We start from the raw sequence: 23,031 nt of genomic DNA on the forward strand, positions 1-23,031 counted from the left end.
ATGAGCGGAATGATGAATGAGAGAGTAGAAAAACTAAGAAATCAGTGGCAGGAAGAAGAACGTTGGAGTAGCGTGTTGCGTCCATATGAGCCGGAAGACGTTATCCGATTAAGAGGGTCTATGGATATCCAACATACACTCGCTGAAAAAGGTGCCGAAAAATTGTGGAACCTCCTACATGAAGAAGACTATGTTCATGCTCTCGGTGCTTTAACCGGTAACCAGGCTATGCAGCAGGTAAAAGCCGGACTTAAGGCTATTTACCTGAGTGGCTGGCAGGTAGCAGCGGACGCTAATTTGTCAGGACACATGTACCCGGATCAAAGCTTGTATCCTGCAAATAGCGTGCCTCAGGTAGTTAAAAGAATTAATCAGGCATTGCAGCGTGCAGACCAGATTCATCATATGGAAGGAAAGCATGATATTGACTGGTTCGCCCCTATTGTTGCGGACGCAGAAGCGGGTTTTGGGGGACAGCTGAACGTTTTTGAATTAATGAAAGGAATGATAGAAGCAGGAGCATCGGCTGTTCACTTTGAAGATCAGTTATCTTCAGAGAAGAAATGCGGCCACCTTGGCGGAAAAGTTCTGCTGCCTACTCAAACCGCTGTTCGAAATTTAATCTCTGCACGCTTTGCAGCGGACGTAATGGGTGTTCCTACTATTATTATAGCCCGAACAGATGCGAATGCAGCGGATCTTATCACAAGTGATGTGGATGGAAGTGATGCGGAGTTTCTAACAGGAGAAAGAACGGCGGAAGGTTTTTATAAAACGAAAGCGGGGATAGATCAGGCCATTGCAAGAGGGTTAGCTTATGCTCCTTATGCAGACTTAGTATGGTGTGAAACCTCGGAACCAAACATAGAAGAAGCTAGAAGATTTGCGGAAGCTATCCATGAAAAATTTCCTGGGAAACTGCTTGCCTACAATTGTTCGCCTTCTTTTAATTGGAAGAAAAAACTGGATGACGAGACAATTGCCAGTTTTCAACGGACACTTGGTGAGATGGGCTATAAGTTTCAATTTGTAACTCTTGCAGGTTTCCACGCGCTTAATCACGGTATGTTCGAATTAGCGAGACAATATAAAGACCGCGGAATGGAAGCTTATTCTGAATTACAGCAAGCGGAATTCAGCAGTGAGGTTTACGGATATTCAGCTACCCGACACCAGCGGGAAGTAGGAACCGGTTATTTTGATGAAGTAGCTCAAATTATTTCAGGAGGTACGTCGTCCACTACAGCATTAAAAGGCTCTACCGAATCCGAACAGTTTACGACGGAAACGGTATCTCAGTCTTAACCTTCAAGCCCGCCTTAAATAGGTGGGCTTTTTGTAGGAAATTTTTCACATAATCTTAAGAAAGTAATAAGGTATGTTATCGACTGTTTTTGTGTGTACGTAAGCAAAGGGAGTGATTACATGCCTGCTATATCAGGTGATGAGTACAAGGAAAGAGTGGATCGGATAAACGCTGAAGTTTGGATGGATGGAGAACAGGTTGCGGGAAGAATATCAAGTCATCCTGCATTTAAGGGAGTAATCCAGACTCAGGGGGAGCTTTATGATTTGCAATTGCATCCTGGTCATACAGAAGAATTGACTTTCACGTCAGATACCACTGGAAATAAGATTGGTACATCTTACTTAATTCCGAAAACAAAAGAAGATCTTGAAAAGAGAAGAAAGATGATTCAATGCTGGGCACGCCATTCCGGCGGATTATTAGGGCGGAGTCCTGACTATATGAATACAGTGCTTGCATCCTTTGCCGCTTCGGCAGATCTATTAAAAGGGGAAGCTAATTGTTATCCGGATCGTTTGTTAACCATCTATGAGGAAGCTCGTGAACAAGATCTTACCTTTACGCATACATTTGTAAATCCTCAGACTAATCGTGGGAAACTGGCTTTTCTTGATGAAGATGTAACGAATGCCCGAATCGTGAGGCGAACCAAAGCGGGGCTAATCATTCAAGGAGCAAAACTGCTGGCCACTCAGGGCGGCATGACAGATCAAATCATTGTTTTCTCTGCCCCCGGAGTACAAGAGAGCGCTCACGCCTATGGTTTTTCAATTCCCAGTAATACTAAAGGATTGAAGTATATTTGCCGGGAATCTTTTAGTCATGACCATTCCTCTTATAATTCTCCCCTATCCTCTAAATTTGATGAAATGGATACAGTTGTAATTTTCGATGATGTACTAGTTCCGTGGGAGAGAGTATTCCTGCATGATAATATACGAGCGGCTGATAATTTTTATAAGAAAGGTAAATTTGTCCCGTTCACGATCCACCAGATAATTTCCAGACAAATTGTTAAATTAGAGTTTCTATTAGGCATCGCTCACCAAATTGTGGCGACCATCAATATAGGGGAGTATCAGCATGTGCAGGCCAAAGTGGTTGAAATTGTAAAAGGTTTGGAGAGTTTAAAGGCTTTGCTCCACTATTCAGAATGCCAGGCTGAAATAGACAATAATGGAACAATGGTACCCTCTGTTCAGCCTCTATATGTAGCGATTAATCAAACTCAGGAATTGTACCCTCGATTGATTGAAATCATTCAACTGCTAGGTGCAAGCGGATTAATGACTATCCCTCACGAAGAAACGTTCGATTCAAGTGTAGGTGAAGAATTAAACCATTACTTGAGAGCGGGGGATTGGAAAGGCAAGGACAGGGTAGCGTTATTCAGGCTAGCATGGGATCTGACTATGAGCTCGTTCGGTTCAAGACAGACACTTTATGAACGGTTCTTTTTTGGAGATCCGATCCGTATTTCTCAAACCATTTATCAAATGTATGACGAGAAATCCTCGATTTCATTAGTATCAAGGTTTCTAAAAGAAAGCTGACGGTCAAGCGTCAGCTTTTATCGTTTAGTATTCCTTTTTTTAGCTTTTTGTTCAAATTGGGAATCTGGCTGCTGATCGGCTATATCCTCCGTCAAACCTTGAGGGTTCACCGTTTTAGGAGCCTTTCTTTTATTGGCATTACTTTTCTTGCTCATCGTTTAACACCTCCCTCTATAGTTTGGATGATAAAAATAATTTTATCCAAGCTCTAATTTTTCATTTACAGGACATCGAATGAATTTAAATAAAGGAGCAGAAACTAAGAGCAAGTAAAGGAGGTAATTATCTTGAGTAAAAAACAAAAAATAGAACAAATAGCTGAACGCAGTTATGAGTCGGCTGATTATGAAAAAAATGATGAGACATCGCGGGGGCTTTCGGTCACTCACGAACAAGTTTCGGACACGATGACAGAAGGAACGATCGACGGTAACATTGATCAATTAGACAAAGATGGAAATGTAATAAGTCATGAAGGCAAACCTCTTTCACGAGAGCGTTTTCCTAAGTATAAGAAATAAGGAGTTATTTATATGGCAAGAAAAAATAAGATATTAGTTCCAGAGGCACAAAAAGGCCTGGATGATTTGAAACAAAGACTGCTGAAAAGCCAGACTCCTGAAAATGCAAAGTTTGAAGTCTCAGAAGAAAAAGGCATACCATTAAACCGATATGATAACGGAAACTTAAGTACACGGGACGCTGGCCGGATCGGTGGACCAATCGGGGGCCAAATGGTAAAGGAATTAGTCAGACAAGCTCAGAAAGAACTTATGGAAAAAAATAAATAGTGCTTAAATAAGAAAGCGGGGAGAAAAAACTTCCTGCTTTCTTATTTGAGCACTAAAATGATATAGTGGCGTAAATTTAGAATGAACAAGCAAAGTTCATTCTTTTTTTGTGAACTCCGGTATAATAGGGAGTAATAAATAAACGTTTTTCCATAGAGGGGATACTATGAAAAAGATAGAAGATCTGGTCGAGGAAATTGTGTTTAAAGATAACCGTATTGTAAGTTTTCCGGTTGAACTAGAGTGTGTAGGTCAGGGGCGCAGTGCGGCCGTTTTTAAAATGAAGAACATCAATCAAGTGATCAAAGTCTTTTATCCTTCTCATAAGCATTTAGCATTCAGAGAAGCAGAGGTCTATAATCGCTTATCCAACCGAGTATTTTTTCCACATTTAAAAGAAGTTGGAGATGGCTATTTAATTATGGAGTATGTGGAAGGTATAACTTTTTATGACTGTCTTAGAACTGGAAAACGAATTACTCCAGAAATGGTACGTAAAGTTGATGAAGTATTAACATATGTGAGGAGTCGGGGCTTAACACCGAGTGATATACATCTTAGAAATATTATGCTGACCAGAAATAACGAAGTAGTACTAATTGATGTGGTAAGGTTCACTCAACCTAATGAATGTCAGTACTGGCCTGATTTGAAGAAAGCGTACTATAAGTTTTACTTGAGAAAGTTTTTCCCTAAGCGATTTCCGAAACTATTAATAGAATTAATAATACTGCTGTATCGGAAACGTTTGTTATCCATTTAAAAAAAGCTTTAGGGAGGAAGAGTAATATCCTTAGAGCTAACATAGTTTCAGTTTAAGTTGATTTTTTCACAGGATGACCTTTTTATTGGAGAAAGAGCCGCTTGGCCTGACCTCTTTCTCCTTTGTGAACTAATAATTCAAGTCTTTTCTTCTAATAAGGAGCCATGAATGTTTCCTTTAGTTTTCATATAGGATATTGAACAGTTATTGAAAATCTCTGGGGTGTCTAAGTTTACGACATGGCCGGAATTAGGAATGAAAAGGCAGGTTGTATTAGGCATATTCTTTACATATTTCCATGTATCTTTTTTAAACATACGGTCTCCGCTACCCATCAGGTAAAGTTTAGGAATAGATCCAGCAGTTTTTTCTACATCCTCAAAAGTAGTGTCTACCGTAGGAGCTATATCATACCAACCTAAAAACTCTGCTCGTTTCATTTGGGAAGCTTCTTTTATGAAAGCATTCCTTGATTCTTTGTGGTTTTTTCTAGGCATCAGCACTCGTGCAAATAAAGAATAGAGCCATAAATAAGGCATTACATTCTTGGCTAGCTTTCCGAAAGCGAGAAGGAGCCTGGATATAAGGTTCACTTTTGTTATGGCTCCCCCCATTACGGCAGTTTCTACCCGGTTAGGGGCCATGGATAACAACTGGTGAATGATAACCGTTCCAAGAGACACCCCAACGAAATGCGCTTTCTTAATTCGTAATTGATCCATAACCTCAATAACATCGTTCGCCGCGTCTTTAAAAGAAAATGCGCTTGAGTTTGAATAAACACTTGGGGACCCCTTGTGTCCCCGCAGATGTACAGCGACGACATTAAAATGTTTTTTATATTCTTTAATTTGAGGGAAAAAGATATTGGCACTTCCCCCTATTCCATGAAGTAAAAGTACATATGGTTTTGTATGTTCTTCACTAAATACTTTATATTCTAACAAGTTTACACCTCTATCTGTTAAAAAGACTCAGTCGTAATAAAAGACCGTTGATTTGGCTTCTATATTTCATAATCACAGATTTCACCATGAGACCGGTCTTTGCTTTCCATACTTTTTTAATATTGAAAATGTTCTTCAGTAGACTCCTTCATTTTCAATCTCTTTTTATACTTTTACACCTCGTTTGCTGATCAAACTAGGCAATGTTGATATTCATTTCTGGATTAAACGTCAGACTTTGCAGGTAATGAATCCTTCACTTTCTTAACACATATACCCGCTTCTCTTCTATTAAATTCAGCGTATTGAACATTCCCGTAGTTCCTTAGGTATAAAAGGGGGCTTGCCCTGTTTTAGTTTCGGCTTGACTTTTACAAACTGAACGCTCGAATAGTGTGATTTGTTGATTTTGCCAGCCTTAGTTTGCCATGGTTTGAAAGTAGGTAATGGCGTCATCTTCCGGGCGTAAACGGAAGAAAACCTTGAAAAATTCTACCTATGAAAACTTCGCATTATTTTAATATAAGATACAGCCTGCAATTTCTTCTCTAATTATCATTCTGTATCCATTAGCTTTATTATGTTTTACAGCTCAACTTAAGGGGAAACCGTCCATATATGAAAGGTGGAATAAAGAAATGACACAACATCGTTTAAGTAATGTAGAAGTAGGTCAAAACTATTTAGCAAAAGAATTAGACAGCTTTGTTTCTACAACCGATGTGGTTGTTCTATCAAACAATGAATCACAATTGTTTACTGATCCTGAGCGCCAATATAAAGTTGTAGACGTATTTGAAGGGTTCTTTGAACATTCTGCTGAGGACGGAGAAAAATATTTCCGTGAGAAAAAAGCTTATGTAGTTGAAAAGGTATAATGATTACACCTCGGGTACTCCTGAAGATAGGAGGCCGGAGGTGTTTTTAATACCTCAGTTTCATAAGGATTTTTTTGATACTTTCATCCTCCATGAGAGTGTTTTCATATTTTTTTGTAATTTCGGTAAGGGCTACGTCGTGGTAAAAGAATTCAGTGAAAAATTTAACAAGAGATCTGGATAATGTTTGGATACCCTGCCACTCCCCCTGCTCAATCCCTGCGAACAATATCTCCTTTTCATCAACTATCAATAATTGATATTTCTCAAGAGCTTCATGCCCTTCATTCGGTATTAACACATGAGTTTGTGGGATGGAGCTTTCCAGTTCACCTACAGAGAGCATTTCTACTGAAATGCCCTCATTTTTTTTCTGTTCAAGCAATGGAGTGAGAGCCTTTAAATGCTCATTCCAACCTGATATGTAAATGCTGGAGTTCGCATTCTCCGTTAATTCTTTTGTTAGAGACGAGATCGTTTTGCTGTTTTTGACCGTCCATACACGATCGTCTATCGGAGTATGGGTGTATTCCTTATTTCTAAGATCTTCCACATTAGCTTCAAATTCAGTTGTCAGGTTTTCAATAATTGTTTCAAGCGGAACAGCATTATAAAGTTTTTTTCGATCCGTGGAAGAACTTAAAATGAGTCCTTTTTCAACCATTCGATTTAGCACTTCATAAACTTTTGATTTGGGAACTTGAGAAAATCTAACAATCGTGCTTGCGTCCATGGGCTGATGACTTGCGGATAATACTTCAAAAACTTGGCTTTCGTATTGAGTAAAACCGAATTTTTGTAACATAATAGATTCCCCTTGTCCATAGCTTCTTGCTTAAAGAATACATGGAATAAGTTGTTGCGTAAAATATACTAGCATATTTTCTCTTGTTTTTGTAAAGGTAAGTGGTTACTATTGTAGTGGTAACCTAATTAGAGAGGGTTTTAGAAGAATGAATAAAAAAGTTTATATGCTGGCTATCGTTGCTTTTGTAGTCGGTACGGTTGAATTGATTATAGGCGGCACCTTGGACCTGGTTGCTGCTGATTTACGTATATCTTTGGGACAGGCCGGATTATTAATTACAATCTTTTCGCTAGTTTTTGCCTTGGCTTCCCCCATACTCTTAACAGCGACAGCCAAAATAGAAAGAAAAAAGTTAATGTTATGGACATTATTCATCTTTTTTACAGGAAATATGATAGCTTTTTGGAGTCCTTCTTACGGTATTCTTATGGCGGCAAGAGTGCTGACGGCAGCAAGTGGTTCCTTGTTAGTAGTTCTGGGAGTCACGATTGCGTCTGCTATTGTTGAGCAACAATACCGGGGACGTGCTATCGGAATTATTTTTATGGGAATTAGCGGATCACTGGTTTTGGGCGTGCCAATAGGTCTAACCATTGGTAATGCGTTTGGATGGCGAGTTCCTTTCTTACTTATTTCGATCCTTACATTAGTCTCTATGATTGCTGTGGCATTTACTTTGGAACGAATTAAGCCTAAGCCCGTGATCTCAATTAAGGAACAGATCCACTCTTTGAAAGATAAGAAAATTTTTTCTGCCCAGTTGACCTCCTTCTTGTTTTTAACAGGTCATCTGACCTTATATGCGTATCTGACACCTTTTTTAAAAACAACTTTAGGCCTGGATCCAGCATGGGTAAGTATTGCTTACTTTATTTTTGGTGTGGCAGCAGTGTCAGGTGGCGGTATAGGAGGTATGGCCGCAGATAAATGGGGATCGGAAAAGAGCATTATAGGTATTATTGTTTTGTTTGCTATAGCAATCTTTATCATTCCTTATGTTACTTTTTCATTACCTTTATTCTTGATTGTAATGGTCTTCTGGAGTTCCCTAAGCTGGGCAATCACACCCGCCCAGCAAAGCTACCTTGTAGTCACTGCTCCTGAAACCTCTGATATCCAACAAAGTTTGAACAACTCTGCTCTTCATTTAGGAATTGCTTTAGGTTCAACTATAGGCGGTATCGTAATTGAGCAGAGTTCAGTTATTCATAACGCTACAGTTGGTGGACTGTTTATTCTTCTAGCTCTAGCTTCAAGCTGTTTCTCAATTACTAGAGGCATTTCGAAAACACAGACTATCCAGCAGCATTGATATGGAAATAAACGGCACCTCAGGTCATCCAAAAAATGGATGGTCCTGGGGTTTTTTATTTCATTTTAATATGACCAGAGAATAGTAAAGATTTTAGTTGTAAATAATAGAAATGATCAACCAAAAGGAGGGTATTGCTAATGGGAAGAGATGAACACAACAGCGGTAAAGGGAAGAGAAAAAGACGACTTCCTCAAACACCTACCGATCAGAAGCACCCGGGTATTGACGTTGAATTCTCTGAAGAGATTGCCGATCGCGAAGATATGGAAGCTCTAGAAAGAAGTAAAGCAGCTGACCGTCGCGCTCACAAAAAATCAAATAAATAAATGCCATATACTGTTACCTCAAGACATCCAAATGTTGGATGTCCTGAGGTAGATATCAAGTTTTTAAAAATAATTTAGTAAAAACTGAAAATAATATTTGTACAGTTAAAATTGTTTGAACTTGAGATTGTTTATGCTATAATATCAAAATATAATCAAGACTAAAGTCATCAGGGAATATACAAAAGGAGGATTTTAATGAGTAATTTACGTAAATGGCTACCTGCATTATTTTTAGGTATCGTGCTTGTACTTGCCGCTTGTGGTGGAGGAGACGACTCCGAGAACGCTGAAGGTGGAAATGGTGACGGTGGATCAGATAACGGTGAATCTACTGAAGAAAAAGGTTCTATCAGTATTGGTATGAACAACTGGGCTGAAAATGTAGCGGTATCAAATATGTGGAAAATTGTTTTAGAAGAAAAAGGGTATGACGTGGAGCTTAAACAAGTAGAAAAAGGATTCCTATATGAAGCCCTTTCTTCTGGAGATCTAGACATTGGGATGGAAATCTGGCTCCCAAATACCGACAAAGCTTTCTATGATAAGTATGAAGAAGATATTGACTGGCGCGAAACTTGGTATGAAGGTACAGAATTAGGCCTTGTAGTACCAACATACATGGAAGACATTAATACCATAGAAGATTTAAAAACGACAGATGCATTAGATGAGAAACAAATTGTGGGAATAGACGCCGGTGCAAGTCTGATGTCCTTAACGGAAGATGCCATTAATGAATACGACTTGGACTATTCTCTGGCCGCTTCATCTGGCCCAACAATGACAACAGAACTTAAAGGTGCTATTGAAGATGAAGAACCAATTGTGGTAACACTTTGGAAACCTCATTGGGTATTTGCAGAAATGGACCTTAAGTTCCTTGAAGATACAAAAGGTGTATATGGGGAATCAGAAAATATCTCATATGCTGCCCGTAAAGGTTTGGAAGAAGACAACCCTACAGTTGTAAAATGGTTTGACAACTTCAAGATGGATGACCAGCAGCTGGGTAGTCTGATGGCTGCCTTAAACGAAGCAGAAACACCTGAAGAGGGTGCACAAAACTGGATCGATGAACACCAGGATGTCATTGATGAATGGACAGCTGAATAACGATCCCTTTACAAACAACCTGTTCTTCCTAGAACAGGTTGTTTTTTTGTTCACATATAGAATTATCAGAAATATGTTACGATTAGGTAGGTATATATACATAAGGGGGAAATAAAGATTGGGTATAAAAGCAGAGGCTGTAAGAAAAGCGCACGAATCCATTAACCAGGTGATATTAGGAAAGGGAGATGTTATAGAGTTGTTATTTACAGCAATACTTGCAGATGGCCATGTGCTGCTGGAAAGTGTTCCAGGGTCAGGTAAGACAAAGCTGGCCAAGAGTTTTGCGAAGATCATGGATGGTAAGTTCAGCCGTGTCCAATTTACACCGGATGTGCTTCCCAGTGACGTGACAGGGATTCAATTTTTTAATCCAAAAACTCAGGAATTTGAATTACGAGAAGGCCCTGTTATGACGAACATTCTATTGGCTGATGAAATAAATCGTGCCACGCCTAAAACTCAGTCCAGTCTTTTGGAGGTTATGGAAGAAAAACAGACGACAGTAGATGGAGAAACGTTACAAATCACTCCTCCATTATTTGTAATCGCTACTCAGAACCCAATCGAGAGCAGTCAGGGGACCTTCCCTTTACCAGAAGCCCAACTCGATCGATTCATGTTTAAGATAGATATGGGCTATCCCTCAGCCGAAGAAGAAAGAAACATTCTGCGTACCTACCAAATGGATGAACCTATGCATACGTTAATGGCTGATCTTCATATTGAGGATATTCTGACTTTGCGGGAAGAAGTAAAAAAAATGACGATTGCTGAGGATACGATGAATTATTTATTGGACCTTGTACGTTTAACCAGGCATAATCACGATATTGAATTAGGAGTAAGCACTCGTGGAGCCTTAGTTTTTATGAGAGCCTGTCAGGCAAAAGCATTACTCAATGGGAGAAGTTATGTAACTCCTGAGGATGTTAAAGAACTGGCTCCTTATGTCTTTGAACATCGCATTGTCCTTTCAATGGAGGGTTCAATTCGTAAAACGAATTCTCAAGTGGTAAGTGAAATTATAGAACAAGTACCCGTACCTGTGGAAGCGGGAGAGACACGGTGAAACAGTGGAAGAAAGATCTTGGGTATGGAAATCATAAGTATTATGATTTTCTTTTAGCGATGATCTTATTGACGGGAGTATTAAGTCTTTTTCTCGATCAATCCATCCTTCTGATACCTACAAGTTTGCTTGTAGTTATTGCTCTTTCGAGTAAATGGTATGACAGATACAGCGGGTCATCACTGAAACTGTTTAATCATAGAACTTCCATTAGGTTATTTCCTGGAGAAGATACATCGCTTCGTTTTCGATTTAGAAATAATTCAAAAGCACCTGTTTTAAACGGACGGTTATCTTTTCAAAGCAACTCAAACATTAAAGCTGATGAATCTTTTATTCGAGAGAGTGCGAAGGGATATTTATATTCAATCCCTCTTTCATTAATGAGCGAAGGGGAAAAGGAAGTGAGAGTTCCTATTAAAGCTGAGCAGCGTGGGGTTACTAAGATTACAGATATTCAGTATCGTTTTCCGCATTTAATTAAATTTTCTCCAATATCTATGGATTTCCTGCCGCTTTATGAGACGGAGATCGTGGTTTACCCTATTCAAAAGCCGGTGTATGGAATAGAAGAAGTATTTCAAGTAGCGCCTGGTGAACAACGGTCTTCATTTTCCCCGTTTGAGGATTTACTTACTCCTGTAGGAACCAGGGATTATGTATCTTCTGATCCGTTTCATCGTATCCACTGGAAAGCAAGTGCTAAAACAGGCACGCTGCAAACTAAAGTTTTTGAACGCCAAGTAGATATAAGCTGGACAATCGTTGTAAATGTAACGCAGCAAACCCGGCTTGGGAATGAACACATATCAAGAAACTTAGAAAACTTATTATCTTATGCCAGTTACCTTTGTCATTTTGCTGCACAGAATAACTACGATTTCGAAATGCTAATTAATATGAGGAGACCGCATGACAGACCATTCTTTTTTCAGCCAGAAGGCAGTGGAAATCAACAATTGAAAGATTCTTTGGAGTTACTGGCGAGGATTCAAGTTAACCAGTTATTTATGCCAGTGGAAGAGCTAATGCACCGATTACATCATGAGCTCTACAAGAAGAAAACCATTATTATAGTTGGGGATATACCTGAACATACCTATCGATACATTAGAAAATGGAGCCGGAAAGGTATGAAAGTATTCCAAGTCCAAGTAGAAGACGGCCAAGCTATCTTGGTGCCTTTTTCTTATAGGGGAGCATCTGTATGATTAGTGGTAATAAATTAACTGTCATGTCCTATCAATTTGTAAGTGAAGGTCTGGCTTTTTTCTTTTTTCTATTTCTAATGGGGAGATGGAGCTGGGTTTCTCTCCAGCTACCTCTTATCTCCTTTATAACAGTCGTCATCTCGTCACTTTTATTCTTCCTCGGGGCGTCCAAGCTATCTTCCAGCTTCCTTCCCTTCATTATTGTAGCTGCTTTATTAGCTGGGATAGGTGTAGTTATGGGAGTTCCACTGGTGTTTAGCCTCATGCTTTCCGGCTTTCTGGTTTGGCGTTATCTGTTGCATGAGCAGGAACCTGATCGGGAAAACGAAAGATTTATGCTTTTTTTAACAACGATCATGGCTTTTGTATGTATGCTCTTCTTTGCCCAGATAGAGATTATCATAATTTTGGCCTTGCAGTACGGTGTGATTATTCTTGGTTATTTTTTCTCTCATTACATAGAGGTCTCCAAAAGTGATCGAAAAAAAGGAAAGAAGAAAATAGTGTTTCTGATATTTGGGTTTGCCGCCGGTGCATCTACGTTAGCAGCTTTATTCCAACCTTTGAGGTTATTAATTACAAGTCCATGGCAGGCAGTTTCCATCGTGTTTTTAAAAGGAGTACAGGGGTTTTTCTTTTTAGTAGAGCTTACGGGATTTGAGGTATCTGAAGTTGAACCTTTAGCGAAATTAAATCAAGACCAGGAGAGCAGTGAAATGCTTCGTGATTCTAATGAACCTCCTTCTTCAGGGGACGGTGAACCCTCGCAGCAATTAGCTGACGCTGCGCAGGCGGGAACAGTTATTTTGCTAATCGTTGGTATTATTCTCATTTTGTACATTATGTACCGTCTAAGAAACAAGAAAAGGACTGATCGAATAGATCGACAAATGTTAACTTATAAAAGCGATGATCTTCATTATGGCGATGAGGATCATAAATCAGTTTGGAGATTTAAACGCAGCCCTGCTGACGGTCCAGTAAGAAAACATTTCTTGCAATTTGAGCGCTATGCTCAAAAATGCGGGCTTGGCCGTAAATATAATGAGCCCATCCAAAAATGGTTTGACCGGATTGGGATTACGGCAAATAATATCCATTTATATCAAAAAGTCCGCTATGGAAATGAACAGCTGTCAAAAGAAGAGGAATCCCTTTTTTATAACGAAATCAGAGAATTGGAAAAACAATTGGCTTCCAAAGAAAATAAAAAATAACAACTAAAATTATATGAATAGAGTTTAAGCGCTCCTATTTCAGGAAACATACTTCCTAGAAGTTAATTTAGCACTTGAAAGGAGTCGCTGTTTTATGGATTTAAACAAAGAAATTAAGAAATTAGAGCAAATTCATTTAGAGAAACCACAAAAAGTATTTTCAATGTATTTAAACACCGACCCTTCTGACCCGGAGCAACAAGGCGGGGAATGGAAGATACACTTGAAAAATGGATTAAATAACTTTGAATCTTATCTTCAGGAAGATGGAGATTCAGAGGAAAAACGAAATTATTGGGCTGTGAAGGAAAAAGTAGAACAGTTCATTGAGGAAAACGAACAGCACTTTGCCAAAAGTGTGGTTCTGTTCGCTACAGCGGATGATACTGTCTGGTTTGCCGAACGCTTCCAAATGCCTGTTAAAACGGAATTTTATTGGGAGGAAACTCCTGTACTCGATCAACTAAAAGAAATGCGTCAATCCTTCCCTAAAACGGGAATTGTATTAACGCAAAAACAACAAATTAAAGTTATTGATGCCGAACTAGGCATGTTGAATGATACTCAAATCTTTGAACTTGATTTGAATACAGAAGACTGGAGACAACACCAGGGTCCTCACCGTGCCCAGCCATCTATGGGATCCGGCGGAGCAAAATCTTCCCAGGGAGATGAGTATAAAGAACGCTTTGAGCATAACCGTTACCGTTGGTATAAGAGCGTTGCTCCTAAGATTGATAAGCTGGCTAAGAAATACGAATGGGAAAGATTTTATCTTGTCGGTGATAAAGAAGAACTTAAAGACCTACAGGATAATATGAACAAAGAAGCTGAAGATATGGTTAACAAAAACCTGCTCGATCATGAAGAAATGCATGTGATCGATGAAGTCATCAAATACTAAGTTAGATGTGTGAAGACACCGGGCACTGCCCCGGTGTCTTTTTTAACATCTTGTTTTATCGGTCACGTACTCCATAATCAGCAATTTATCTAATGACTCATTACCAACACGAAATCCTTTCCGTACATGCTGTTTCACAGATTGATCTACAAATTTCTTTGCCTGGTCTCTATCCTTAAAATCTATAAATGTTTGATTTCCCGTTAATACAAACAACATATTTGAATAGGCGAGCTCCATACCTGCCAGACGAGATTTTTGACTGATTCTTGATTGGTTCCTGCATGCTTCTGAGTAAAGTATTTCAGCTTTAACCCTGCTAAGATTATTCAGAATAAATTCTTTCAACAGCTTTGCCCCCTCAAAAAGTGTACTATACTACGCCTTCGCTGATCCTAAGGTTAAACCCTTCGATGTATTTTGATTTCTTTTCTTACTTATTGTCAGATTAAGTCGTTCAAGACGATAGAAGTCTAAGCTTAGGGTGATCTATTATACATACATTTCATTAGTATGATAAAATAGTATTTATCGATAACGTGAAAAGATTGGGGAATCTTATGATGTTTGTGGTGGACTCTACTGTAGAAGTGCCAGAGCATAAAGCTGAGGAGTTAATTAATATATATAAAAAGCGATCTCGTCTGGTTGATCAGGCCGAGGGGTTTATTTCTTTTCAACTACTTCAAAAAGAGCGAAAACCTGGAGAGTTAACTGTACATTTGGAATGGGAATCTAAAAGTGCTTACTTGAAATGGGCAAGAAGCGACCAGTTTAAGAAAATTCATGAGTTGGAACGCCAATATCCAGACCAGGAATTACAGGGCATTGTACCGAAAGTTTCCAAATATGCGGTGGTCGCTCAGTGAAGAAAGTGGAGCAAGAGTTTTTGGTAAACCAGGTAGTTACAGAGATTTATCATGAATATCCATATCTTTGGGAGAAATTTGGTCAGCGTGGTAGAGATCGAACGGAAGAGGACAATTATCATCACCTTGACCATTTAAAGACCGCTTATGAAATGGGTAGTGTTACATTTTTCATAGATTATACAGAATGGCTGAATACTGTCTTGACGGCAAGAGACGTAGGTACGGCTTTAATCATTGATAACTACGAACGGTTGCTAAGATTGTTGGAGCATTCAGATCTCGAGGATTCAACTGAAAAGAAAGTATATATAGAGTTTTTGCAGCAAGCCCTAGATTATTTACGTACTCGTTCAGAATAAAGAGGTGAACAGATGTGAATGTACAACATAAACAACTAGCCCAGTACTTCTTAAGTGGTGATGAAGATGGGGCGTTAGACTATATGGAAGAGCTCATGAAGGTTCATTCGAAAGCGTTCCTTTATGAAGAAATCATTACCCCGGCTATGTATTATATTGGGGAACTATGGGAACAAAACAAAATAACTGTAGCTGACGAGCACTTGGCAACGGCTATTTGTGATTTTTCTTTATCCAGATTAGAGTCTGAACTCAAACCGATTAAAGGCCAGCATCAAAAGAATTATAAAGCTCTGTTGTTCGGAGTTGAAGACGAGCAGCATTACATTGGTCTGAAGATGGTTGCGGACACCTTTAAAGAGCAAGGGTGGAGAGTAAGATACCTTGGTCCGAATTTATCAATGGAGCATTCTATGAGTCAAATTGAAAAATTCCGTCCTGATGTCATTGGATTATCAGCTGCTTTGTCCTATCGTCTGCCGGTGCTAAAAAAAGTCATCCACCGTTTCATGGAATTGGAGTGGAAGCCTCTCGTTATGATTGGCGGGCGTATGGCTAAGAAGTTTCAGTTGGATGAATTCGAATCCGCACAGGTTATGGTGGTTAAAGATTTAAATCATTTATATCAGTGGTTTAATGAAGGAAGGGAAGGCGCAATAAATGAAACAAGTTGAACGCGTTTTTCCCCTGCCTTACTATCGTATCAATAAAAACTTCCATATATATGCTTATTCTAAAGAAGCTTGTGATTTGCACGGGATAAAAGAACATTTGCTTGATATTTTTGATGAAGAGAGCCTCATAAAAATAAAAGAAACGGTGAAACCAGAGGTTCACAAAGCCTCCCTGGAAGTGCATTTAAAACCTTTGAATAAGCAGGATTCTATAAAAACGGCTGATATGTACGTCTCATGGGAGAATGATTTATATGCTGAAGTTCTATTACACGTGAAAGACGAGCGACTCTCTAAGGTTACCCATACATTAACCCAGCTTCGAAGTCGTTTAAATGACACAAATTTTGAACTTCTTGAAGAGAAAGAGAAATTAGAAGAAGCGATAGAGCAAAGCAATCGTTTATCTGCTCCATTTATTGTGCTTTCGTCGGACACAGCAATGATTCCTTTGTTTGGAGATATTACCACAGAGAAAATGCAAGCAGTAGAAGATAGTTTACTGAAGTATTCGCAGAGGGAAGAGATTGATCGACTGCTATTTGATTTCACAGGAGTAGGTGAATTTAACAGGGATGGGCTCCATGTTCTAACAGATATGATGAAGTCTATGTTTTATATGGGAGCTGAAATAATTATGATAGGCATCCAGCCCCGCCAGGCAAAACAGTTGAATGACTTAAAGCTCCCGCTGGAAATAAATTATATGCACTCCCTGCAGCAGGCTGTAGCTAAATACTGTGCACAATGAACCCCTCGATTTCTAAAATAAGAGAAATCGAGGGGTTATATATAGGTTCTACTATTATGAGCGTAAAGTTCTTAAACGGATGGTAAAACTGGCTAAAGTGACTTGTGTAATACCAATTCTATTCTAAGGCTCTATGGATTCAGATATAGAGAATGAAAAAGAGGCCAGCCACCGTTAATATAAGCGAGGTTCCAGCATAAACTAGTCCTTTCTTCCATTGGCCTTGTTCAATTAAATGAAGAACCTCGTAGCTGAAAGTAGAATAGGTAGTATAACCTCCGCAGAATCCAGCAGCCAATAGCAGCCAAAGCCAATCTTCCAGACGAACTATTTCCTGTAAGCGAATAAGAATCCCCAGTAATAATCCTCCTGAAATATTAGCTGCTGCTGTACCTAAAGGATAATCACTTTTACCGTTCAAGAGATGACTTACTTCAAATCGAGCTACGGCACCAATCATTCCGCCCAAAAACACGAGCAAAATACTCATATAAACCACTTCTTTCCCCACTGGGACCCAAGAATGGTCATAATACCTCCAAGCAGAAGTGTCCCCATTATGTAGAATAATGCTAAAAAAGTGTTCGTAAACATAATTTGTACAAATTCAGAAGTGAAGGCTGAAAATGTAGTAAAAGATCCAATAAATCCGGTCGTCAAAGTCTTCTGTAAAACACGAGCTTTTGTGAAAAATTTTGAAAAAAATTGATACATAAAGCTTAAAAGAAAACAACCGAGCATATTTACTATGAATGTCCCGTAAGGAAAGCCTCCATGGGATGGAAATAGATTCGAAATAATATACCGTAAACTTGCGCCCGCTCCGCCCCCGCAAGCGATACCTAAATATATGTACTTTCTCATAATGAAATCTCCTAACTGTAGTAAAAAGGAAAAAACAGTATTAATTAGCTTAAACAGATCTTTCCAACTTCCTTCAGTTTATATTTAAATATGCTTTGTGTCAGCCTTTATAATAGAAGCTTTTGAAAAATTCAATCCTCAGATGTTATTCCATCGCGAAATTGTGGAATAGTAAATCTAAGAGGAGTTAAACGATAAAAGAAGAGAGTTTAACTCATTACTCAGCATATATTCCAATTATTAAATGAAATAGAAAGGTTGTGAAAAAAATGGATCTAACATTAGAAGTAAACGGTATGAGTTGTGAACACTGTGAAAAAACAGTAAAGGAATCTCTTGAAAAATTAGAAGGGGTTCACGGAGTAGAGGTACATTTAAGCAGTGGTAAAGTAGACGTTATGTATGACGAAGCTTATGTATCTAAAGGAATGATGAAGGAAGCAATCGAAGCACAAGGATATGAAGCAGTAGGTTAATCGCAGACACCCGGCTATTGAAAGCCGGGTGTCTCATTTTTGTTATTGGCTTGGGGGATTCTATGTTGAGTTTTTTAAAATATGCGACGCTTTGATTTGATTACTTAATTATACATGACTAGTCCTGCTCTTAAGGTGCTAAGCTAATGCTTCGTGTTTACAGTCAATCGGTATAATTACGTTAATCGAAGGGTCTTGAAAAAAAACTAAGATGTGGTACCTATACACTTCTCTCTTTCAGAAACGTCAGTTCTATACGTGATTAAACGCTAGCTTAAAATGATAAGGTTATTGCACGGTGTAAGGAAGCTGCGATTTATAGCCGCTGAATTGCTGAAACGATTGCTGAACCTTTTGCTGCTGCTCCTGTTCAACAGCATACCAGCCGTTTTTGAACATGAGATTGTATAAGTTACGCTGACAATCTTGAGTTTCTTTAAAAATAGTTGCAAGATCCTGATAAAGCGCCTGATTACTCGCTTCATTTAAAGCAATGTTATAAGAAGCGGTCATGTATTTTTCCGTCGTTAATTGGTCATTTAAAAAGTCACGCTCATTCATCTGAGGTGTTTTAGGTACAGCTGTCTCGGGATTTTGAATCTTGCTTGATGTTTGATTCAATTGAAGGACCTCCATTCATTAATTAGGTTTTTGTGTTTGAGTATCCAGGTGAGTCAGGATTTTATTGTAATGTCGTTGGTGCATCTGTCCCGCTTCTTCTAAAGCTGATTGGATTTCAGGAGTTTGACAGTTCTGAGCAAAAAAGTGAGCTTTTTTGCAGGCGTTCAAATTCCATGAAAGCATATCCGTAATGTAAAGCTGGTCTTTCGTACTTACGACTTCAGGGACTTGCGCCATTGGTTGAGCCTGCTGCATAGAAGACGGTTGGTTTTGTTGTTGTTGCATGATATAACTACCTCCTTTTAAAAGTCATTTGTAGTATTCCAAAAAGATAACTTTCTATCATAAATAACCCTGTAATTATGGAAAAACATGCAAAATTCGAAGCGTGGATCTTCAATTTTTTACCCATTTATCTTAAAAGATGATAAAATAAGAGTGTGTTTTCGTTTACAAAACTTAATTTTCTTACATTTATTAAACAAAAAAAGAGATAAAATGGGTAGTAGGGGGATGTGTGATGGAACAAATATTGCGAAATTTCTTTTTGTTTCTCTCCAAAAATCGTTTCTTTACAAAGTTAGCTAAAAAATACGGTCTCCGATTCGGCGCTGGTCGATTTGTAGCAGGTGAAACGATTCCAAATGCAGTTGATACCATTCAAAAGCTTAATGATAAAGGAATGTCAGTAACCATCGACCACCTGGGAGAATTTATTGATAGTAAAAAAGAAGCTCGGGAAGCAGCCGATGGGTGCATCGAAGCTATTAAAGCGATAGGTGAGCATCACCTGGATTCACAACTTTCATTAAAGCTTACATCTATGGGGCTGGATATATCAGAAGAACTCGTAATGGAGAATATGCGGCGCATTCTGGATGTGGCTGAGAAAGAAGACGTATTTGTAACGATTGATATGGAAGACCATGATCGCTGTGAAAAAACGCTTGAAATTTTTAAAAAGCTGCGAGCTGATTACACTCACATTGGTACTGTCCTGCAAGCCTACCTTTATCGAGTGGCGGAAGATGTGGAAGATCTCAATCAATATGACCCGAACCTCCGCCTAGTGAAGGGAGCTTATAAAGAGTCTCCCAAAGTTGCGTTTCCCGAAAAGAAAGATGTAGATGAGAACTATAAAAAGATTATCAAAATGCACCTTTTAAATGGAAACTATACAGCTGTTGCGACCCACGATGATGCAATTATTGAATACACGAAACGGTTAGTGGAAGAAAATAATATATCTAATGACCAGTTCGAATTTCAAATGCTATATGGGATCCGTGTTGAAAGGCAGGAGGAACTTGTGAAAGAGGGGTATAAAATGAGAGTTTATGTCCCTTATGGTAATGATTGGTATGGTTATTTTATGCGACGCTTAGCTGAACGTCCAGCGAACGTAGCCTTTGTTCTGAAAGGTGTACTAGGAAAATAAGGAGCGCCGTCGTGTCATGACAAAATTTGCTGTGACACGATCTTTTTTTTTGATTATAATAAACTATAGGATCCTCTTCACAGGTGTTGGTTATAAGGTAGTCGTTGAGAATGCTGATCTAACAGTTATAGTGGAGGGAGTCGCGAAGAGTATAGGCTGTTTTTTTCTGGTTCTGACTGAGTCATAATTTTTACCACTCTTCCTTTTCTAAACGAAATATTTCCAGCATATTGTAGAAAAAAGGATTGCGAAATGTCAGAAAATAATTTATATTAGTATTAGATACGAACTCAGCAACATTTATTTTTTTGGTTACAAAATGAATGAGTATTCATTCAAATAGATAGGGGGACATAGTATGAATCGTAAAATAAAGCGTGCAGCTGTTTTGGGGTCTGGTGTCATGGGGGCCGGGATAGCAGCGCACTTAGCAAATATCGGAATTCCAGTACTTATGCTCGATGTTACTCCTCGCGAACTGAACGATCGTGAGAAAAAGCAGGGATTAACACTTGATGATAAAGCGGTGAGAAACCGAATATCTTCGGTGAATAAAGAGGCCTTAAAGAAACAAAAGCCTTCTCCGCTTACTAGTAAAGAAAGCTTGAATTTAATTGAAACCGGTAACATGAGTGATGATATGGAGAGACTTAGTGAAGTCGACTGGGTTATCGAAGTAGTCGTAGAAAATTTAGAAGTTAAAAAGAAAGTGTTAGCTAGCGTGGATCAGTATAGAAAGCAGGGAGCTATCGTTAGTTCAAATACGTCAGGAATATCCATTGAAGCCATGTCAGCTGATTGCAGTGAAGATTTTCGAAAGCATTTCCTCGGCACTCATTTCTTTAATCCGCCGCGTTATCTGAAGCTGCTTGAAGTAATTCCTACCGAAGCTACGGATCCTGAAGTTCTTGAGTTTATAAAAACTTTTGGGGAGGACGTACTTGGTAAAGGGGTAGTAGAAGCTAAAGATACACCGAATTTTATAGCGAACCGAATTGGGACATATGGGTTACTTGTAACCGTACAGAAAATGCTTGAGAAAGGATATAGCGTCGGAGAAGTTGATTCTGTCACTGGCCCCATGATCGGCCGGCCCAAAAGTGCGACTTTCCGAACATTGGATGTAGTTGGCCTGGATACCTTTATTCATGTAGCCAATAATGTTCACGATCAAGTAGAAGGAGAAGAGAAAAAAGCTTTTGAAATTCCAGAATTTATGAAGCAGATGCTGGAAAAAGGTTGGTTGGGTTCAAAAAGCGGTCAAGGTTTCTTTCTGAAACAAAGGAGTAAAGATGGTAGTGAAATTCTGCAGTTAAATCCTGAAACCATGGAATACGAATCTCGTGGGAAACTAAAAACAAAAGCGACAGAAATGGCTAAACAAGAAAAAGGACCCGGACGCAAACTTAAAGCATTAGTTAATGCTAAAGACGATCCGGCAGGAGATTTGATTTGGTCTATAGTCAAACCTGTGCTTCTTTATTCCGCTGAATTGTATGGAGAAATAGCCGATGATGTTCCATCTATCGACGAAGCGATGCGCTGGGGCTTCGGATGGGAAATGGGACCATTTGAAATGTGGGATGCTATCGGAGTTCAAGCTTCCGTGAACCGGATGAAAGAGGATGGGGAAAACATCCCTGCCTGGATAGAAGAGATGCTTGATGAAGGTTTTGGTTCGTTTTATAAAGCTGAAAATGGAAACGTTTACTTTTACCACCATACTGACTATAAACAGCAGGTGTTCAATAAGAAAAATATCAATTTAAAAAGAGTTAAAGAAACTAAAGAAGTGATCAAAAAGAATGCGGGAGCAAGCTTAATAGATATAGGAGACGATGTGGCCTGTCTAGAATTCCATTCCCAAAGTAATGCGATCGGGCTAGATATTATCCAAATGATTAACTTTTCAATAGATCACGTTGATCAGCACTACAAAGGGCTCGTCATAGGAAATCAAGGTAAAAACTTCTGTGTAGGTGCAAATCTTGGAATGATGCTTATGGAAGCTCAGGATTATAACTTTTTCGAAATTGAAATGGTCGTTAAAAACTTCCAGGATGCACTTATGAAAGTGAAGTACTCCGACAAACCAGTTGTAACAGCACCTTTTGGTATGACGCTAGGTGGAGGCGCAGAAGTCTGTCTTCCATCCGATGCTGTGCAGGCATCGCCTGAAACTTATATGGGGCTGGTAGAACCAGGAGTAGGACTCATTCCTGGAGGCGGAGGCAATAAAGAGCTTTACATGAAGCATCTTAGAAATATTCCTGAAGGAGTCGACTTTGATCTTCAAAAAGTAGCCAACAATGTATTTGAGAAAATTGCGATGGCTAAGGTTTCTACTTCGGCTGAAGAAGCCAGAGAAAACGGTTTTCTTGATCAGCTGGATGCTATTAGCGCAAATGGTGATCACTTGCTGCATGATGCTAAACAGAAGGTGATCGGTCTGGCTGATTCGGGTTACACAGCACCGAAAAGAACAAAAGTCCCAGTAGTTGGAGAACAGGGATATGCCACCATGCTGTTAGGTGCCAAATCACTATTGCTAAGTGGATATGCAAGTGAACATGACTTGAAAATCGCTGAAAAACTGGCATTCGTTCTTGCAGGTGGCCGGTTAAAAGAAGGTTCGCTTGTAGATGAACAATACTTATTAGACCTGGAACGCGAAGCATTCCTAAGTTTAATCGGTGAACCAAAAACACAAGCACGGATGCAGCACATGCTGATGAAAGGAAAGCCGCTTCGCAACTAATTATTCAA

The 23,031-nt window shown here is 39.1% G+C and carries 28 protein-coding genes; 20 read left to right on the forward strand and 8 right to left on the reverse strand.

The annotated features are described in order from the left end of the window. Positions 1-9 precede the first annotated feature (9 nt). Both aceA and hpaB read left to right on the forward strand, forming a co-directional pair. On the forward strand, positions 10-1,305 hold the full coding sequence (gene aceA / locus ACTWP7_RS09930) for an isocitrate lyase (RefSeq protein WP_443123055.1): 1,296 nt from the start codon (positions 10-12) through the stop codon (positions 1,303-1,305). Between the two features lie 120 nt (positions 1,306-1,425). Beyond that, entirely contained in the window at positions 1,426-2,862 is a 1,437-nt protein-coding gene (gene hpaB / locus ACTWP7_RS09935) for a 4-hydroxyphenylacetate 3-monooxygenase, oxygenase component (protein WP_443123056.1), read from the forward strand. 17 nt (positions 2,863-2,879) lie between these two features. Here hpaB and ACTWP7_RS09940 read toward each other — a convergent pair whose 3' ends face one another. Then, a complete protein-coding gene (locus tag ACTWP7_RS09940; RefSeq protein WP_443123057.1) occupies positions 2,880-3,017 on the reverse strand; it encodes a hypothetical protein in 138 nt (45 codons plus the stop codon). Between the two features lie 132 nt (positions 3,018-3,149). Between ACTWP7_RS09940 and ACTWP7_RS09945 the strand changes: the two genes are divergently transcribed. The 3 genes from ACTWP7_RS09945 (at position 3,150) to ACTWP7_RS09955 (ending at position 4,416) form a co-directional block, all read left to right on the forward strand. Beyond that, positions 3,150-3,383, forward strand: coding sequence for a YozQ family protein (locus ACTWP7_RS09945; RefSeq protein ID WP_443123058.1), 234 nt, complete (start codon positions 3,150-3,152; stop codon positions 3,381-3,383). 12 nt (positions 3,384-3,395) lie between these two features. After that, positions 3,396-3,653, forward strand: a complete 258-nt coding sequence (locus ACTWP7_RS09950; protein ID WP_443123059.1) for a small, acid-soluble spore protein, alpha/beta type — start codon at positions 3,396-3,398, stop codon at positions 3,651-3,653. Between the two features lie 166 nt (positions 3,654-3,819). Further along, complete coding sequence (locus tag ACTWP7_RS09955) at positions 3,820-4,416, forward strand: RIO1 family regulatory kinase/ATPase domain-containing protein (RefSeq protein ID WP_443123060.1); 597 nt, start codon at positions 3,820-3,822, stop codon at positions 4,414-4,416. Between the two features lie 137 nt (positions 4,417-4,553). Here ACTWP7_RS09955 and ACTWP7_RS09960 read toward each other — a convergent pair whose 3' ends face one another. Further along, positions 4,554-5,363, reverse strand: coding sequence for an alpha/beta fold hydrolase (locus tag ACTWP7_RS09960; RefSeq protein WP_443123061.1), 810 nt, complete (start codon positions 5,361-5,363; stop codon positions 4,554-4,556). A gap of 638 nt (positions 5,364-6,001) precedes the next feature. Here ACTWP7_RS09960 and ACTWP7_RS09965 point away from each other — a divergent pair. Further along, positions 6,002-6,241, forward strand: a complete 240-nt coding sequence (locus ACTWP7_RS09965; protein ID WP_224894174.1) for a hypothetical protein — start codon at positions 6,002-6,004, stop codon at positions 6,239-6,241. Positions 6,242-6,287: 46 nt separating this feature from the next. Here ACTWP7_RS09965 and ACTWP7_RS09970 read toward each other — a convergent pair whose 3' ends face one another. Beyond that, positions 6,288-7,046, reverse strand: coding sequence for a TrmB family transcriptional regulator (locus ACTWP7_RS09970; RefSeq protein WP_443123062.1), 759 nt, complete (start codon positions 7,044-7,046; stop codon positions 6,288-6,290). Between the two features lie 148 nt (positions 7,047-7,194). On the opposite strand from ACTWP7_RS09970, the gene ACTWP7_RS09975 reads away from it, so the two are divergent. The 7 genes from ACTWP7_RS09975 to ACTWP7_RS10005 all read left to right on the forward strand — a co-directional run bounded on the left by ACTWP7_RS09975 (position 7,195) and on the right by ACTWP7_RS10005 (position 14,210). Then, positions 7,195-8,361: an MFS transporter gene (locus tag ACTWP7_RS09975; RefSeq protein ID WP_443123063.1), complete on the forward strand. Its 1,167-nt coding sequence runs from the start codon at positions 7,195-7,197 to the stop codon at positions 8,359-8,361. A gap of 140 nt (positions 8,362-8,501) precedes the next feature. Beyond that, complete coding sequence (locus ACTWP7_RS09980; protein WP_443123064.1) at positions 8,502-8,690, forward strand: YfhD family protein; 189 nt, start codon at positions 8,502-8,504, stop codon at positions 8,688-8,690. A gap of 198 nt (positions 8,691-8,888) precedes the next feature. Then, complete coding sequence (locus ACTWP7_RS09985; protein ID WP_443123065.1) at positions 8,889-9,806, forward strand: glycine betaine ABC transporter substrate-binding protein; 918 nt, start codon at positions 8,889-8,891, stop codon at positions 9,804-9,806. Between the two features lie 118 nt (positions 9,807-9,924). Continuing rightward, positions 9,925-10,878 carry an AAA family ATPase gene (locus ACTWP7_RS09990; RefSeq protein ID WP_443123066.1) on the forward strand — a complete coding sequence of 318 codons (954 nt, stop codon included), beginning with the start codon at positions 9,925-9,927 and terminating at the stop codon, positions 10,876-10,878. Continuing rightward, the gene (locus ACTWP7_RS09995) at positions 10,875-12,089 is read left to right on the forward strand and encodes a DUF58 domain-containing protein (RefSeq protein WP_443123067.1); all 1,215 of its coding nucleotides are present in this window, start codon (positions 10,875-10,877) and stop codon (positions 12,087-12,089) included. The genes ACTWP7_RS09990 and ACTWP7_RS09995 overlap by 4 nt, the downstream gene beginning before the upstream one ends. After that, on the forward strand, positions 12,086-13,306 hold the full coding sequence (locus tag ACTWP7_RS10000) for a hypothetical protein (RefSeq protein WP_443123068.1): 1,221 nt from the start codon (positions 12,086-12,088) through the stop codon (positions 13,304-13,306). Before ACTWP7_RS09995 ends, ACTWP7_RS10000 begins: the two co-directional genes overlap by 4 nt. A 94-nt stretch (positions 13,307-13,400) precedes the next feature. Next, on the forward strand, positions 13,401-14,210 hold the full coding sequence (locus tag ACTWP7_RS10005) for a VLRF1 family aeRF1-type release factor (RefSeq protein WP_014644186.1): 810 nt from the start codon (positions 13,401-13,403) through the stop codon (positions 14,208-14,210). A gap of 42 nt (positions 14,211-14,252) precedes the next feature. On the opposite strand, the gene ACTWP7_RS10010 is transcribed toward ACTWP7_RS10005, so the two are convergent. Then, on the reverse strand, positions 14,253-14,558 hold the full coding sequence (locus ACTWP7_RS10010; RefSeq protein WP_041601392.1) for a hypothetical protein: 306 nt from the start codon (positions 14,556-14,558) through the stop codon (positions 14,253-14,255). A gap of 215 nt (positions 14,559-14,773) precedes the next feature. Here ACTWP7_RS10010 and ACTWP7_RS10015 point away from each other — a divergent pair, with 215 nt between their 5' ends. From ACTWP7_RS10015 to ACTWP7_RS10030, 4 genes are read left to right on the forward strand one after another with little or no spacing between them, the layout of a single operon-like run. Beyond that, positions 14,774-15,079 carry an antibiotic biosynthesis monooxygenase family protein gene (locus ACTWP7_RS10015; RefSeq protein ID WP_443123101.1) on the forward strand — a complete coding sequence of 102 codons (306 nt, stop codon included), beginning with the start codon at positions 14,774-14,776 and terminating at the stop codon, positions 15,077-15,079. Between the two features lie 20 nt (positions 15,080-15,099). Next, positions 15,100-15,441, forward strand: coding sequence for a hypothetical protein (locus ACTWP7_RS10020; protein WP_443123069.1), 342 nt, complete (start codon positions 15,100-15,102; stop codon positions 15,439-15,441). Between the two features lie 14 nt (positions 15,442-15,455). Further along, positions 15,456-16,115 carry a cobalamin B12-binding domain-containing protein gene (locus ACTWP7_RS10025; protein ID WP_443123070.1) on the forward strand — a complete coding sequence of 220 codons (660 nt, stop codon included), beginning with the start codon at positions 15,456-15,458 and terminating at the stop codon, positions 16,113-16,115. After that, positions 16,102-16,866 carry an STAS domain-containing protein gene (locus ACTWP7_RS10030; RefSeq protein ID WP_014644182.1) on the forward strand — a complete coding sequence of 255 codons (765 nt, stop codon included), beginning with the start codon at positions 16,102-16,104 and terminating at the stop codon, positions 16,864-16,866. The genes ACTWP7_RS10025 and ACTWP7_RS10030 overlap by 14 nt, the downstream gene beginning before the upstream one ends. A 139-nt stretch (positions 16,867-17,005) precedes the next feature. On the opposite strand, the gene crcB is transcribed toward ACTWP7_RS10030, so the two are convergent. Both crcB and ACTWP7_RS10040 read right to left on the reverse strand, forming a co-directional pair. Then, on the reverse strand, positions 17,006-17,356 hold the full coding sequence (crcB, locus tag ACTWP7_RS10035; RefSeq protein WP_443123071.1) for a fluoride efflux transporter CrcB: 351 nt from the start codon (positions 17,354-17,356) through the stop codon (positions 17,006-17,008). Beyond that, positions 17,353-17,730: a fluoride efflux transporter FluC gene (locus tag ACTWP7_RS10040; protein WP_443123072.1), complete on the reverse strand. Its 378-nt coding sequence runs from the start codon at positions 17,728-17,730 to the stop codon at positions 17,353-17,355. The genes crcB and ACTWP7_RS10040 overlap by 4 nt, the downstream gene beginning before the upstream one ends. 269 nt (positions 17,731-17,999) lie before the next feature. On the opposite strand from ACTWP7_RS10040, the gene ACTWP7_RS10045 reads away from it, so the two are divergent. Further along, positions 18,000-18,206 (forward strand): copper ion binding protein, encoded by a 207-nt coding sequence (locus tag ACTWP7_RS10045; protein WP_014644180.1) that lies wholly within the window; start codon positions 18,000-18,002, stop codon positions 18,204-18,206. Between the two features lie 288 nt (positions 18,207-18,494). On the opposite strand, the gene ACTWP7_RS10050 is transcribed toward ACTWP7_RS10045, so the two are convergent. Both ACTWP7_RS10050 and ACTWP7_RS10055 read right to left on the reverse strand, forming a co-directional pair. Continuing rightward, complete coding sequence (locus ACTWP7_RS10050; RefSeq protein WP_443123102.1) at positions 18,495-18,767, reverse strand: spore coat protein; 273 nt, start codon at positions 18,765-18,767, stop codon at positions 18,495-18,497. Positions 18,768-18,845: 78 nt separating this feature from the next. After that, positions 18,846-19,112, reverse strand: coding sequence for a hypothetical protein (locus ACTWP7_RS10055; RefSeq protein WP_014644178.1), 267 nt, complete (start codon positions 19,110-19,112; stop codon positions 18,846-18,848). A 235-nt stretch (positions 19,113-19,347) separates the two neighbouring features. Here ACTWP7_RS10055 and ACTWP7_RS10060 point away from each other — a divergent pair, with 235 nt between their 5' ends. Then, entirely contained in the window at positions 19,348-20,265 is a 918-nt protein-coding gene (locus tag ACTWP7_RS10060; RefSeq protein ID WP_014644177.1) for a proline dehydrogenase family protein, read from the forward strand. 358 nt (positions 20,266-20,623) lie between these two features. Further along, the gene (locus ACTWP7_RS10065; protein WP_443123073.1) at positions 20,624-23,023 is read left to right on the forward strand and encodes a 3-hydroxyacyl-CoA dehydrogenase NAD-binding domain-containing protein; all 2,400 of its coding nucleotides are present in this window, start codon (positions 20,624-20,626) and stop codon (positions 23,021-23,023) included. Positions 23,024-23,031: the final 8 nt, after the last annotated feature.

Origin of the sequence: Halobacillus sp. B29 (assembly GCF_052246755.1) — a bacterium.
GTDB classification, from domain to species: domain Bacteria; phylum Bacillota; class Bacilli; order Bacillales; family Halobacillaceae; genus Halobacillus; species Halobacillus halophilus.

Excerpts from the sequence above, each read along its gene's own strand:
- aceA (WP_443123055.1), top strand. The coding sequence starts at position 10 with ATGATGAATGAGAGAGTAGAAAAACTAAGAAATCAGTGGCAGGAAGAA.
- ACTWP7_RS10040 (WP_443123072.1), bottom strand. The coding sequence starts at position 17,730 with ATGAGAAAGTACATATATTTAGGTATCGCTTGCGGGGGCGGAGCGGGC.
- crcB (WP_443123071.1), bottom strand. The coding sequence starts at position 17,356 with ATGAGTATTTTGCTCGTGTTTTTGGGCGGAATGATTGGTGCCGTAGCT.
- ACTWP7_RS09980 (WP_443123064.1), top strand. The coding sequence starts at position 8,502 with ATGGGAAGAGATGAACACAACAGCGGTAAAGGGAAGAGAAAAAGACGA.
- ACTWP7_RS10065 (WP_443123073.1), top strand. The coding sequence starts at position 20,624 with ATGAATCGTAAAATAAAGCGTGCAGCTGTTTTGGGGTCTGGTGTCATG.
- ACTWP7_RS10000 (WP_443123068.1), top strand. The coding sequence starts at position 12,086 with ATGATTAGTGGTAATAAATTAACTGTCATGTCCTATCAATTTGTAAGT.
- ACTWP7_RS09955 (WP_443123060.1), top strand. The coding sequence starts at position 3,820 with ATGAAAAAGATAGAAGATCTGGTCGAGGAAATTGTGTTTAAAGATAAC.
- hpaB (WP_443123056.1), top strand. The coding sequence starts at position 1,426 with ATGCCTGCTATATCAGGTGATGAGTACAAGGAAAGAGTGGATCGGATA.
- ACTWP7_RS10050 (WP_443123102.1), bottom strand. The coding sequence starts at position 18,767 with ATGAATGAGCGTGACTTTTTAAATGACCAATTAACGACGGAAAAATAC.
- ACTWP7_RS10005 (WP_014644186.1), top strand. The coding sequence starts at position 13,401 with ATGGATTTAAACAAAGAAATTAAGAAATTAGAGCAAATTCATTTAGAG.
- ACTWP7_RS09970 (WP_443123062.1), bottom strand. The coding sequence starts at position 7,046 with ATGTTACAAAAATTCGGTTTTACTCAATACGAAAGCCAAGTTTTTGAA.
- ACTWP7_RS10055 (WP_014644178.1), bottom strand. The coding sequence starts at position 19,112 with ATGCAACAACAACAAAACCAACCGTCTTCTATGCAGCAGGCTCAACCA.
- ACTWP7_RS09940 (WP_443123057.1), bottom strand. The coding sequence starts at position 3,017 with ATGAGCAAGAAAAGTAATGCCAATAAAAGAAAGGCTCCTAAAACGGTG.
- ACTWP7_RS09950 (WP_443123059.1), top strand. The coding sequence starts at position 3,396 with ATGGCAAGAAAAAATAAGATATTAGTTCCAGAGGCACAAAAAGGCCTG.
- ACTWP7_RS09975 (WP_443123063.1), top strand. The coding sequence starts at position 7,195 with ATGAATAAAAAAGTTTATATGCTGGCTATCGTTGCTTTTGTAGTCGGT.
- ACTWP7_RS09985 (WP_443123065.1), top strand. The coding sequence starts at position 8,889 with ATGAGTAATTTACGTAAATGGCTACCTGCATTATTTTTAGGTATCGTG.
- ACTWP7_RS10060 (WP_014644177.1), top strand. The coding sequence starts at position 19,348 with ATGGAACAAATATTGCGAAATTTCTTTTTGTTTCTCTCCAAAAATCGT.
- ACTWP7_RS10015 (WP_443123101.1), top strand. The coding sequence starts at position 14,774 with ATGTTTGTGGTGGACTCTACTGTAGAAGTGCCAGAGCATAAAGCTGAG.
- ACTWP7_RS10030 (WP_014644182.1), top strand. The coding sequence starts at position 16,102 with ATGAAACAAGTTGAACGCGTTTTTCCCCTGCCTTACTATCGTATCAAT.
- ACTWP7_RS09965 (WP_224894174.1), top strand. The coding sequence starts at position 6,002 with ATGACACAACATCGTTTAAGTAATGTAGAAGTAGGTCAAAACTATTTA.
- ACTWP7_RS10045 (WP_014644180.1), top strand. The coding sequence starts at position 18,000 with ATGGATCTAACATTAGAAGTAAACGGTATGAGTTGTGAACACTGTGAA.